Annotated in this window: 10 protein-coding genes; 4 read left to right on the forward strand and 6 right to left on the reverse strand. The window is 65.0% G+C overall.

The genetic code is table 11. From position 1 onward, the window contains the following. Window positions 1-368: 368 nt before the first annotated feature. From C454_RS18165 to C454_RS18175, 3 genes are all read right to left on the reverse strand, one after another. Complete coding sequence (locus C454_RS18165) at window positions 369-1088, reverse strand: hypothetical protein (protein ID WP_004977863.1); 720 nt, start codon at window positions 1086-1088, stop codon at window positions 369-371. A 440-nt stretch (window positions 1089-1528) separates the two neighbouring features. Continuing rightward, window positions 1529-2554 carry a rhodanese-like domain-containing protein gene (locus C454_RS18170; RefSeq protein WP_004977865.1) on the reverse strand — a complete coding sequence of 342 codons (1026 nt, stop codon included), beginning with the start codon at window positions 2552-2554 and terminating at the stop codon, window positions 1529-1531. A gap of 117 nt (window positions 2555-2671) precedes the next feature. Then, window positions 2672-2902, reverse strand: coding sequence for a helix-turn-helix transcriptional regulator (locus C454_RS18175; protein WP_004977866.1), 231 nt, complete (start codon window positions 2900-2902; stop codon window positions 2672-2674). Window positions 2903-3293: 391 nt separating this feature from the next. On the opposite strand from C454_RS18175, the gene glmM reads away from it, so the two are divergent. From glmM to glmU, 3 genes are all read left to right on the forward strand, one after another. Further along, window positions 3294-4619 carry a phosphoglucosamine mutase gene (gene glmM / locus C454_RS18180; protein ID WP_004977867.1) on the forward strand — a complete coding sequence of 442 codons (1326 nt, stop codon included), beginning with the start codon at window positions 3294-3296 and terminating at the stop codon, window positions 4617-4619. Between the two features lie 277 nt (window positions 4620-4896). Then, window positions 4897-6264, forward strand: coding sequence for a succinylglutamate desuccinylase/aspartoacylase family protein (locus C454_RS18185; protein WP_004977868.1), 1368 nt, complete (start codon window positions 4897-4899; stop codon window positions 6262-6264). A gap of 114 nt (window positions 6265-6378) precedes the next feature. Next, a complete protein-coding gene (gene glmU, locus C454_RS18190) occupies window positions 6379-7560 on the forward strand; it encodes a bifunctional sugar-1-phosphate nucleotidylyltransferase/acetyltransferase (protein WP_004977869.1) in 1182 nt (393 codons plus the stop codon). A gap of 169 nt (window positions 7561-7729) precedes the next feature. On the opposite strand, the gene C454_RS18195 is transcribed toward glmU, so the two are convergent. Both C454_RS18195 and glmS read right to left on the reverse strand, forming a co-directional pair. Continuing rightward, window positions 7730-9439, reverse strand: a complete 1710-nt coding sequence (locus C454_RS18195) for an asparagine synthase-related protein (protein ID WP_004977870.1) — start codon at window positions 9437-9439, stop codon at window positions 7730-7732. Window positions 9440-9463: 24 nt separating this feature from the next. Then, the gene (gene glmS / locus C454_RS18200) at window positions 9464-11272 is read right to left on the reverse strand and encodes a glutamine--fructose-6-phosphate transaminase (isomerizing) (protein WP_004977871.1); all 1809 of its coding nucleotides are present in this window, start codon (window positions 11270-11272) and stop codon (window positions 9464-9466) included. 367 nt (window positions 11273-11639) lie between these two features. On the opposite strand from glmS, the gene C454_RS18205 reads away from it, so the two are divergent. Next, window positions 11640-12641 carry a DsbA family protein gene (locus C454_RS18205; RefSeq protein ID WP_004977872.1) on the forward strand — a complete coding sequence of 334 codons (1002 nt, stop codon included), beginning with the start codon at window positions 11640-11642 and terminating at the stop codon, window positions 12639-12641. A gap of 115 nt (window positions 12642-12756) precedes the next feature. Here the strand turns inward: C454_RS18205 and C454_RS18210 are convergent, their stop codons facing one another. Beyond that, window positions 12757-13035 (reverse strand): hypothetical protein, encoded by a 279-nt coding sequence (locus C454_RS18210; protein WP_004977873.1) that lies wholly within the window; start codon window positions 13033-13035, stop codon window positions 12757-12759. Between the last annotated feature and the right edge of the window lie 23 nt (window positions 13036-13058).

Raw genomic sequence — 13058 nt, forward strand, 5'->3', positions numbered from 1 at the left:
AGCCAGGAGATTCCGCCGGGCTCATAACCCGGAGATCGGTAGTTCAAATCTACCTCCCGCTATTCTCCTGAAAACTACACCCCAAGCAGCGCGTTTCATCGCGCTGCGGCGGCCCGTCTTCCGTGATAATCGCAACAGGTAGTTTGAACCAGAGAATCGAGCGAAGCGAGATTCGCGTCGTTCAAATCTACCTCCCGCCATGGTTTTGCCGACCGCAACTCCTGAGCGCCGAGTCTCGGCTCGGCGCGGCCCACGAGGTCGGCCTCATAGCCAGTCAGTCGAACTAGTGAGCAGCGCTTCAGGTTGTGAGTGAGGCCGCTTTCCCCGACGATTAAGAGAAGACCGGGTTCGGAGAGGAGACTGACAACTCAGTAATCGGCCGACTTACCGCGTTTCTCGGCGACGACCGACCCGACTGCGGACCGCAACGTCTCCCAGTCGACGCGGCCGTTGTCGAGTCGAACGTACTCCTCGCGCACGATACTCTCGAACACGCGTGCGTGAACCTCGGCGGTCGTGGGCGATTGGGACGTTTCGACGGCTTCGACGGCGCGGCCGACTCGGGCGTCGGTGACGAGGTCGTCGGCGAGTTCCGCTGGCTCGCCTCGTATCGGCTCGTGGTCGCGTCTCTCGTCGACGGCGGTGTCTTCGACGAGTGCGCGTCCACCGCGTCGGTTCTCGATGACGACACCCGCGGCGGGTCCGGCGTACCACGCTGATTCGGGGATGTCGAGTCGCTCCGGGTGGAAATCCCGAACGTTCAGTTCCTTCTGGAAGGTGTTCAGCGGCGTCAGACCCAGGCGTTCGAACACCTGCTCGGCTTTGTCGATGGGGAGCAGTCGCTCCTTGGCCCCGCTCCAGATGGTCCAGCCGAGAAATGCCGGGATTCGCTCCCAGTCGTAGTCGATACCGACATTGCACGGTGCCACGCCGAAGAAGACGTACGCTCCCGGCTCGTCGACCGCGTCGTGGAACGCGTCGCGGTCGAACCGCTCTCGAACGTGCCGAACGGCGGATTCGTACGGCGGAGGCACGTCGTCGAAGACTCGGTCTCGGTCGCCGAACAGTAGACGCCCCGACGGTTCCATCTGAAACCGCAACCGGAGACCAGCGACGTACTCACGGAGCCACAGGTGACCGCTCGACAGCAACTCGTCGGCAGCGTCTCCGAGATGAGGCGTCGGTAGATACGGTTGCATGAGTGATTCGTTCCACGACGAGAGGGATAGTCTTGGGTGTGCGCTCTGGCATCTCACTCGCCGCGTGCCGCCCTTCGAGCCGCATGGGAGCACGTCGTCGTAGACTGCCTAGAGGGTCGAGCCGCGAATGATAAATTTTGTATCGCGCTATATGGTTTATCCTCTACTCTCGGAGAATAACCGACAAATTGCTAATCCTCGTTGTCTCCTGCCGACAACGACGCAACAAATATAGACAATTTTCGGATACTTCTCGTCTCTCACTCGAAATCGGAGCTCACAGAATCAGCGAGGGGTCGGTGTTCGATGTTCTCCCGGCAGCTGACCGGTCAGATTCGCCAGTTCAGCGAGAACGAGTCGTTCGTCGCGGTATCGTTCGTGGCAGTACCGTTCGTCGTCCCGTTCGTGGAGTTCGAAGTGGCCTTCGTCTGCTCGGCCGGCGTTCCCGTGTCTGCCGTGACAGTTCCGCTCGTCAGTTCGCCCAGCGGGGCCTGAATGGCATAGCTCGGCGTCTCGACCTGAATCGTGCTCTGGGCGTCGACCTGTACGAACTTCAGTTCAAGCGTGTACGAGCCGTCGGATTCGATTTCGGTCGCTTCGACCTGGTCGGTCTGCGGGTGGAACGCCCACGCCGTCTCACCGGCGTCGAGGCGGCTCGTCTCGCCTTCGATAGTCCGAACCGTGTAATCCCGGCTCGTGTCGGACCCCGCAAGCGGGTAGTTGCGGTCGAGCCACGCCTGGTATCCCTCGTCGATGGCGTACACGTTCTCGAAGCCGGTCGCGAGCAGCATCGCCGCCCGGAGCGACGACAGGTGGTGCGGGCAGTGGCAGTAGGTCACCACGCGGTCCGCCTCGTTCCAGTCGTCCGTGGGGTCGAGCGTCCGCCCGTCCGGTGCGGGGCTGAGCACGGAGCCGAAGACGTGGGAGACCTCGTATCCGGTCTCGCTGCGGGCGTCGACGAAGCGCGCCTCCCCGCGCGCGTACCAGTAGTACGCGTCCTCGATGGGTACGAGCGGAACTTCGACGGTCACGTCGTGCACCTCTCGCGTGAGCGTATCGTAGGAGCTCGTGTCGATGGACCGCTCTTCCGGCACGGTGTCGAACTCAGGCGGGTAGCCGTCCGAAGGTTTGGGGTCTTGCGGTAGGTCGTCGCCCTCGCGGGGTCCTCGCATCCGGTCTTCGGGCGCGGCCGTCGTCGTTTGCGTCGTCGTCTGCGTCGCGTTCGCGGTGGTCGTCTGGGTCGACGTGGACGGCGTCGATTCGGGGGACCCGCTCGAACAGCCCGCGAGCCCGGCAATCGTCGCTGCACCGGTCAACTGAAGGAACCGTCTGCGGCTCGACTGTCGTTCTGTCATCACCCATCCGTACTGACCAGTAGTGGTTTATTATATACAGAGTAAGCGCTGTGCGCCCTTACTCGCGTGGAAAGGCGGGCTACGAGTGACGGGCGTATCGTGCCGCTAAACCGCCGTTCACGCGGTCTGCTTGAGATACCGCTTCTCCCAGCGGCGGCGCGTCTCGACCGCTTCGCGGCCCTCGTCGGTCAGCGAGTACTCGTTGGTCCGTCCGTTCTTGCTCCCTTTGTGGACGAGGTCTTTGTCGACGAGTTCGTTCAGGTTCGTGTACACGCGGCCCGTGAGCAGGTCGCGCCCCTGCGTCTTTTCGAGTTCGGTCTTGATGGTCTGTCCAGAGGAGTCGCTCATTCCTCGCACAACGAACAGCAAATCGCGTTGAATCGCGGTTAATTCGTGTACGCACATAGGGGATGCCACGGGCGCACCCTACATGAACTTCGGAGATAGTTGTGGTTCTAAAGAACCCCTAGAACGTGTGAAACGGTCGTTTCTCGGAGTTCGCTCTCAGCACCGACGGCGACCGCGCGAATAGACACATCATAAACGGGGGTCGCTCCGACCGCTCGAACGCGCGAAACCACGCGGACCCGGACGAACGCGCCATCGTTCCGCGACTGCCGACCAGCGGACGCCGGGCGATAGCCGACCCGCCAACTGCGCCCTCTCGGGAGCGAACGCCCCGACCCAGCGGTTCCTTACTCATCCCATAGTAAGGAACCCCGCCGCCCACGTGCGGAGTATGTTTGGAACGAGCGGCGTTCGCGGTGCCGTCGGCGAAGACGTGACGGCTGAAGTGGCGCTCTGTATCGGAAGGGCGCTCGGTAGCGAGGTCACCGGGCGCGTCGTCGTCGGTCGCGACGCGCGCGAAAGCGGAACGATGCTCGAACACGCACTCGTCGCCGGGCTTCTGGAGTGCGGAATCGACGTACTCCGACTCGGAACCCTGCCGACGCCGTCTATCGCCCGCGCCGTCGAGTGGTTCGACGCCGACGCCGGTGCCGTCATCACCGCCTCGCACAACCCGCCGACCGACAACGGGGTGAAGCTCTGGACCGCGTCCGGCCGGGCGTTCGATTCGGCCCAGCGCGCCGCCATCGAGCGCCGTATCGAAGACGAGGACTACGAACTCGCCGCGTGGGACGGCGTCGGAACCGAGCGACACCGAAGCATCGAAAACCGCCACCGCGACGCGCTCAAATCGAGCGTCGACCTCGAAAACCCCTGTTCGGTCGTCGTCGACATCGGCAACGGAACGGGGCGGCTCACGGCGGACGCGCTCTCGGACCTCGGCTGTACGGTGTCGACGCTCAACGGCCAGCGCGACGGTCGATTCCCCGCCCGCCCGAGCGAACCGACCGACGAGACGCTTCGCGGGCTCAAGTCCCACGTCGCCGCGACCGACGCGGACCTCGGTATCGCCCACGACGGGGACGCAGACCGGATGATGGCCGTCGACGGCGACGGGAACTTCGTCGACGGCGACGCGCTCCTCGCCCTGTTCGGGCGCGAGGCCGCGTCAGAAGGCGACCGAATCGCCGTTCCGGTGAACACGAGCCTCGCCGTCGACGACGCGGTCGCGACCGTCGGTGCGGACGTGGTCCGGACGCGCGTGGGCGACGTGTTCGTCGCCGAGCGGTGCGCCGAGCCGGGCGTCGTCTTCGGCGGCGAGCCCTCCGGGGCGTGGATTTGGGCCGACGAGACGCCCTGTCCCGACGGCCCGCTCGCGGCGTGCAAACTCGTCGAGTTCGTCTCGCGGCGCGGCCCGTTGGCCGACCTCGTGGACGATATCGACGCCTACCCGCTTCGCCGCGAGAGCGTCGAGACGAGCGACAAAGCGGGCGTCCTCGAACGCGTCGAAGCGGCGGTGCGCGAGGAGTACGACGACATCGACGACCGCGACGGGCTCCGCGTCGAGACCGACGACGGGTGGTTCCTCGTCCGGGCGAGCGGAACGCAACCGCTCGTGCGAGTCACCGCCGAAGGTCGGACGGAAGCGGCGACCGACCGGCTGTTCGACGAGGCGCTGGCGCTCGTCGAGTCTCGAATCGGCCCCGTCCGTACCTGAACCGGGGGGTCGACCCGGACCTCGAACGTCGGTTCCTCCGGTACGACGAACGCTACTTCGGTTACACGCTCAGGTTCACCACCGAGTGACGCGACCGGAGAGGCAACTTCGCTCCCGCGTAGAATTGGAGTATCGAAATTGGGTGGCCAGCGAATGGGTGACACGCCCACAAATCAGCCGAATTCAGTGCGGTAGTTGTCCGCATGGATATAAAAAGACTGGATATGTGAAGGCACGGTGTTTCTCCGTTTTATGACGTTCAGTAAATCGGATACAAATGAACGCGGAATTTACTCGTCGCACCTTCCTCACCGCCGCCGGCGGACTCGCGCTGCTCGGAACTGTCGGAACTCGGAACGCCGCAGCGGGGTTCTCGCCGGGCGTCGTCGGAACCGCACCGTACCTCAGTGACCGACTCTACCCGACGATGGGCACCGACGATTCGAACCCGACGCTCGTCGTCTACGTGAACTTCCTGTCGGGCTCCTCGCAGTACTTCGTTCAGCACAACCTCGAAGACGTCGTCCGCGAGTACGTCCTGACGGGCGACCTCAACCTCGAAGTCCGACTCCTCTCGTACAAGCCCGACGCCATCGACACCTACCTCGTCGGCGACGACGAGGGCGAAGCCCGCGCCGCCCGCGCCGCCCACGGCGTCTGGGACGTCGAACCGGAGAACTTCTGGCGGTTCTTCGAGTTCATGTTCTGGAACTTCACGACCAAGACGTACACCCACGCTCGGTTGGAATCCTACATGGACCTCGCGGGTGTCCGAAACATCACGAAAATCGCCAACCGCGCCTACGAAGACCGCTACGACAGCCTCGTCCGCTCGGCGACCGACGAGGCCGGCCGCTACGGCATCTCGGGCGTGCCGCGAGTTCGCCTGCTTCGAGACCACAAGGACGGAAACTACGGCGACATCCTCGGCTGGGTTCGGACCCGTCTCGACCGGGTCAACGCGGGGTCGGTACGCACCCACTCGCTCCTTCCGGGAACGAACTACGAGACGCCCGTCCACGTCATCGACTCCGGAAGGCCCGGCCCGACGGCGTTCGTCGTCGGCGGTATCCACGGCGAGGAGCCGCAGGGCTACCGCGCGGCGGACCAACTCAGGCATCTCCGCCCGACCGGCGGCAAGCTCGTCGTCGTCCCCTACGCGAACGCGCCCGCAATCAGTATCGGGGCCAGATACACTGAAGACGGCGACCTAAACCGGCAGTTCCCCACCGGAGCGGAACCCACGTCCCGGCTCGCGCGGGCGCTCTGGGACGAACTCGTCTCGCACGACCCCGACGTCGTCGTCGACCTTCACAGCTCCAGCGGCATCTACAAGCACGACGGAAAAGTCGGCCAGGCGGTCTTCCCGACTCGCGCGACCCCGATGAACGCCGCAAGCGCGTGCGACTACGTCAACGAGCAGTACATCGACCCCTCGGAGTACCCGTCGTACTACGACTTCGACTGCGGGAACTCCCTCGACGGCTCTCGTCCGCTCTTCATCCACAAGGTGTACGGCGACCTGCACCTCCCCGGCTACATCGTCGAGACGACCCGCAAGGGGACGACCCTCGAAGACGCCGTGACGTGGGAAGTCGCCGTCGCCCGCGACCTGCTCTGGCAACACGGCGTCTACCACGGGTGACCGGCTACGGCTGAACCACTACGACGCGCCTAACGCGACGAACTCGCCGAAAACCGCCGACAACGACCGCTTATCTCGCGTATAATAACGCCCGTCGTTCGACTACGGCGGGGTATGCAAGCGATTCTACTGGCGGCCGGACGCGGCACGCGAATGCGCCCGCTGTCGAACGAGGTTCCGAAACCGATGCTGACCGTGGCCGGACGGCCAATCGTCGGCCACACCGCCGCGGCGGCGGTCGAAGCCGGTGCCGACGAACTCGTCATGGTCGTCGGCTACGGCCAAGAGACGGTGCGCGAGCACTTCGGCTCGTCCTACCGCGGCGTCCCGGTCTCGTACGTCGAACAGGACGAACAGCAGGGGACCGCAGACGCGGTTCGCGCAGCCAAGGAGCACATCGACGGCGCGTTCGCCGTCCTCTACGGCGACAACCTCTACGACCCCGCCGGAATCGACGCCCTGTTCGACGCGGCACCGAGCATCGCGTCGGTCCGCGTCCCGAACCCCTCCAACTACGGCGTGTTGAACGTCAGCGACGGTGCGGTGGCGGAAATCGTCGAGAAACCCGACGCCCCGCAGAACGACCTCGTCAACGCCGGCGCGTACGTGTTTCCCGCCGAGGCCCGCGACATGCTCGACGTCCCGCTGAGCGAGCGCGGCGAGCGCGAACTCACCGACGTTCTCGACCGGGTCATCGACCGGTTCAACGTCTCGCCGGTGACGCTCGACCGCTGGATGGACGTTGGACGCCCGTGGGAGCTCCTCGAAGCCAACGAGTGGAAGCTCGGAACGTTCGACCGCCGCGTCGACGGCGACGTGAGCGACGACGCCACGGTCCAAGGCGACGTGGTCGTCGAGGAGGGGGCGACCGTCAGAGACGGCTCCGTCGTCGAGGGGCCCGCCTACATCTCGGCGGGCGCGACGGTCGGACCGAACGCGTACGTTCGCGGGTGCACGTTCGTCGGACCCGACGTCCACGTCGGCCACGCGGTCGAAATCAAAAACAGCGTCCTCCTCGCGGAGACGAGCGTCGGCCACCTCTCGTACGTCGGCGACAGCGTCGTCGGCCGCCGCGTCAACCTCGGCGCGGGGACGAACGTCGCCAACCTCCGCCACGACGGCGAGGCCGTCTCCGTGACGGTCAAAGGCGAACGTGTCTCGACCGGCCGCCGAAAGTTCGGCGCGGTCGTCGGCGACGACGCGAAGACCGGCATCAACACGGCGCTCAACGCCGGGGTGAAACTCTCCGAAGGCGCTCGTACCATGCCCGGCGAGACCGTGTCGACCGACCGATAACGCGACGGGTCGCTCTTTTTCCGCTCGTTTACTCCCGTAGGTCACGCGCTGTCGATGCCGGCACCGGCACCGACACCAACACCCGCAGGTGTCGATGTCTGGATGGGGCGACTGCGGGGCCGGCGGGCGCGTCGTCGAGACGGACTGACGGGAAGAAGAGCTGCGGAGTTCAGGAGTCGGTGAGCATCCGCACCGGCGGACACAGCACGTCGTTGGGGGTGAGGACGCTGTCGTCGTCCGCGGCGTTCATCCACGTGGTGATGTCGTTGATTCGGAGCTTGACCCTGACCGGAAGCTCGTGGATGCTCGGGTAGCCGGGGAACAGTTTGCGGTCGAGTTCGTTCCGGTCGTACTGCGCCTCCATGTCGGGCCACGGCGAACTGAACGGCTCGATACCGGGGACTTTCCGGCGGACGAACTTCTCGATTTGGTTCTTCCTGAACGAGTTGTGCGGTCTGTCCGGCGGCCGGTGGCGGAAGATATCCGGGTTGAGTTTCCGCATCGCCGCCATCATCGTGTTCGTGTTGCGCTTTTCGGGCGGGGTCTTCAGGTGCCAGTCGATGAGTTCGGCGTCGGCGGCGACGAACGACTCGATGTAGTTGTCCGATAGCTCGAAGTGGAACGGGACCGACGGCTGGTTTTGGATTCCGATGAGTTCGATACTGTCGTAGACGTTGTCGTATCGGTCCGACCACTTGTCGAGTTGCTCGTCGACGACGTCGTCGATGAACTCCATGCTCGTGTCGAACTCGTCGTAACACTCGGGGAAGACGTGGTCGCACGCCGGGTGGTAGCCGAACTTCGACGACAGCACCTCGGCGGGGTCCGGGTCGGGGTCCAGACCCTGCAACGGGAACCGATTACCGAACACTTCGACGACGTTCTGTGGGAGGAAATGTCCGCGGAGGAACGTGTCGAAGAGCAGTCCGTGAAAGACGGTGTCGGCGTCCATCGTTTCGTCGCAGCCCGCGTGGTGGACGTGGACCGACTCGCGCGTGCCGAGCGAGTACTCGATGACGTCCTCGTCGACGTTGATGTAGTCGTCGTCGGGGACGAGCGTCTCGTGGTCGGCACCGTACTGGTTCGCGATGTTCCGGGCGACTTCGACTTCGGGGTGGTCGGCCGCGCCGAGCGTGTAACAGACGTCGATGTCGGGGTGCTGGGCGACGATTGCCCGCGAGTCGTAGCCGCCGCTCAGGAGCACGCCCTGTTTGCCGGGGAAGTTCGACCGGCGGGCTATCGCCCGTTCGAGGCGCGCCGCGAGCTCGTCGACGTAGTCGAACTCGTCTGGGTCGGCGGGGTCGTAGACGAACCGGGAGAGCGTCCCCGACTCGTCGGCGGTGAAGTAGCCGTCGAACGGGATACAACTGAGTCGGCTGTAGACCGTCCGCTCGTCGACGACGACCCCCATATGGATGTATTCGAGGAGGCCGCGGGTGTCGACTTCCAGCCCGGTTGCCGCCGAGAGGACGCGCTGTGGGTTCGTGCCGAACACCCGCCCGTCGGGCGTGTCGGTGTAGAAACACTGCCACGTGCGGGCGGGGTCTGAGGCGACTACCGCGTCGCCGTCGAGTTCGACGAACACGAGGAACGACCCGTTGAGTTCACCGAACGCGTCGGCTCCGACCGCGGCGTACCGTTCGAAGGCGTACTCCGCGGTCGGGGTCGAAACGTCGTCGGGGGAGAACGCCTCGCCCCAGACGATACAGCTCCCTCGCTCGTCTCGATACGTCGATGAGCGTCCCGGGAACCCGAGTGCGGGGTCGCGGATAGCGACGGTCGCGCGCTCGCCGTCGGCGACCCAGTCGAAGCTCGACCGAGACGCGAGGTCGTCGAAGGCCCCGTCGTCGTCGAGGACGCCAAACAGTTCTTTGTTCATTGTGGGTGGCTGGTCTCAGTGAGGTTATTCGACCGTGACACTCTTCGCGAGGTTTCGCGGCTTGTCTATCTCGCGGTCCAACTCGGTCGCGCAGTAGTACGACAGGAGCTGCAGCTGGACGTTCGCGAGGAGGTTCGCACAGACGGGATGCCTGTCGGGAACGTAGAGCTGTTCGTCCGCGGTGTCCATTATCTGATGGTCCGACGGACCGAGAGCGACGATGGGCGCACCGCGGGTCTTCGCCTCCTCGGCGTTTGTCACCGTCTTGCCGCTGCCGTCAGTACAGACCGCGAAGATGGGCGTTCGGTCGGTGACGAGCGCCAGCGGGCCGTGTTTGAGCTCGCCGGACGCGAACCCCTCCGCGTGCTCGTAGGTGATCTCCTTGAACTTGAGCGCGCCCTCCTTGGCCACCGAACAGCCGAGCCCGCGGCCGATGAAGAAGTACGCGTTCATGTCGAGGTACTCGCGCGCGAGCCGCTTGGCGTCGCTCGTCTGGAGCACCTGTTCGACGGCGTCGGGGAGTTCGGCCATATCGGAGACGAGCCGGTCGAGGTTGTCGGCGGGAACGCCGGAGTCGACGATATCGGAGAGGTGCTGGCTGAGAAGCGTGAGGACCGCCGCCTGCGACGAGAACGTCTTCGTGGCGGCCACGCCGATTTCGGGGCCGGCGCGGATGTAAACCGGTTCGTCGGCCTCGCGGGCGGCGGTCGACTGCACGACGTTCGTCACCGCGAGCGTCTCGACGCCCTCCTCGTTGACCTGCCGAAGCGCGCTGAGCGTGTCCGCCGTCTCGCCGCTCTGGGTGACCGCGATGAACAGCGTGTTGTCCGTCAGCGACCCCGTCGTCAGGTCGTACTCGCTCGCGCGAATCGCGCGCGCCGGAACGTCACAGCGGTTCAGGAGGCTCGCACCGAACAGCGCGGCGTGGTACGACGTGCCACAACCGACGAGTTGGACGGAGTCGACGTCCGAGAGGTCGGTCTCGATGTCGAGGTCGATATCGCCCGCCTCCGGGTCGAGACGCCCTTCGAGCGTCTTCTGGAGCGAGGTCGGTTGCGTGTGAATCTCCTTGAGCATGAAGTGGTCGAACTGCCCCTTTCCGGTCTCGTCGGGGTTCCAGTCGACCGTCTCGACTTCGCGCCGCACCGTCTCGTCGTCCTCGTCGGTGATGTCGACGCCGTCGGCGCGGACCTCGACGGTGTCGCCGTCTTCGAGGTAGACGACGTTTCGCGTGTGGTCGAGGAAGGCGGGCACGTCGCTGGCGAGATAGTAGCTGTTCTCGTCGACGCCGAGGACGAGCGGCGACCCCTGGCGGGCGGCGTAGATGGAGTCGTTGCCGTCGACGACGACCGCGATGGCGTAGCTCCCTTCGAGCGCGTCGACCGCGCGCTCGAACGCCGCCAGCGGCTCGTTTCCGCGGTCGAGGTAGTGGCTGACGAGGTTCGGAATGACCTCGGTGTCGGTGTCGCTCGTGAACTCGAATCCCTCCGCTTCGAGGGACTCTTTGAGCGTCGCGTAGTTCTCGATGATGCCGTTGTGGACCGCGGCGACCTGATTCGTCTGGTTCGTATGCGGGTGCGCGTTCTCGTCGGTCGGCGGCCCGTGGGTGCTCCATCGCGTGTGGCCGATACCGAGGGTCGCGCTCGATTCGACCCCGTCGATGGTGTCCTTGAGGTCGGAAACTTGCCCCGAGCACTTCCACACGTCGAGTCCCGAGCCGTTTTTCACCGCGATACCGGCGGAGTCGTAGCCGCGGTACTCCAGTTTCTCGAGTCCGGTCACGAGCGGGCTGATAGCCCGCTTCTCACCGACGTGAGCGATGATTCCGCACATGTTAGCGTCCCTCCGAGGACTGCGAGACACGCGCGGTCCCGGTCGTCGTTGGCTGTGGTCGGTTCAGGGCGGACGGGGCGGAGGTGTTCGACTCCCCCCGGTGTTGTTTCTGATGTGTCATGGTTTGTGGGGTCAGCGGCTTGGGCTGTCCGTGAAACCACGATACGGAGAAGCGGCCATTACTATAGACGCGCTAAGGGACGGCGGCGACTCCACAACCGAAGCAAGCGCGTCGCTGTCGTGCGGTTTCTCGGAAACGTGGCATCGGCGGGTCGAACGACGAATTAGGCACCGAACAGGCCGCAGAGCGCGCGCCGAAACGCCTTACACGGCCGATAATAATGCCGTTCACGCCCAGGTGTGGAGTATGGTTGACCGAGAGACAGACAGACGGAGTATTCTCAAACTATCCGGCGTCGCGGCCATCGCCTCGCTGAGCGGTTGTGCGAGCTTCGCCAAGGAGGCGAACACCGGCGGGGCGGACACGCCGACGGGGCAGCCGGAACAGCAGACGACGACCGCGCAGCCCGAGACGCGGACGGCCGCGGGCAACGAGACCGACGCGAACGCGTCCGTCGAGATGCGTCCGAAGACGGTGTCCGACCCGTCGTTCGAGCTCCAGACGGGCGCGCTCCCGTCGTTGCAGACCGACGCGCGGTATCCGACCATCGGAACGGCCGACACGACGGTGACCGTTTACGGGAGCTGGAAGTGCCCGTACACCCAGGAGTTCGTGCGACGGCAGTTCGGCGGGTTGGTCGAGGACTTCGTCGCGACCGGCGACCTCTCCATCGAGTTCCGGAACGTGGCGTACATGGACGGCGAGCCGTACCTCGGGCCGGACGCGCCCCGGGCGAGCGAAGCCGGGCTCGCGGTCTGGAACATCGACCCCGAGTCGTTCTGGACGTACTTCTCCTACGTCTTCGCGAACCAGCCGCAGGAGCGTCGCGACTGGGCGACGACCGAGAATCTCGTCCGATTCGCCGAGGCGGCGGACGCGAACGGCATCGACCAGATTCGGCGGGCGATTCGGTCGCGCGCGTACGCCCAGAGCGTCCAGCTGTCCGCCGACAGCGCGGCCGAACTCGACATCACGACCGTCCCCCGAGTCGCCTCCGACGGCGGGGTGACGGCACCGACGGTCGACCCCGAAGCGACGAGGGAACAACTCGAACGGGCCGCGAACGGCGGGTCGACGTTCGGCGGAACGACGACCGAGAACAACTCCACGTTCGGCGGGAACTCGACTGAGAACGGCACCTCGTTCGGGTCGTCGGCCGGCGGAAACGAGACCGGAACGGCGAACAACAGTTCGACGACGTTCGGAACCAACGAGACGACCGAGTCGGACGACGACGACGCGTTCTAGTTCTTCCCGGCGCTGCCGCGGTCCGATTTTTCGGTGTGAGGCCGTCCGGTCGCTGTGAGACGCAGATAGCTCGTTGACGGAGATGCACGCCCGCCACCAGTGATTTCCGCGAGAATCAGTTGATTACGTAGCTGTATTCGAACTCCTCGGATTCGTTGATTGTGATTCCGCTCTGGAGGAGTCCGGCGTTGAGAGTAACGGGTCTCTCGAAGGAACTCCCGTTCATCGTGGCCGTGACGTCGTAGGTGTTCTCCTGACCGGTCAGCGTAGCCACGTGGCGCTTTGCCCCCGCATCGAGGTCGACCGTGTCGTTGTAGACTACGGTCGACTCGTTGCTGATTACGAGGTAGACGCTCTTGCTGGAGTGAGCTTCGTTCTCAAGGACGAACGGCACGCGTTCGGCTCGCGGGACAGTTG

Origin of the sequence: Haloferax gibbonsii ATCC 33959, assembly GCF_000336775.1 — an archaeon.
Lineage (GTDB): Archaea > Halobacteriota > Halobacteria > Halobacteriales > Haloferacaceae > Haloferax > Haloferax gibbonsii.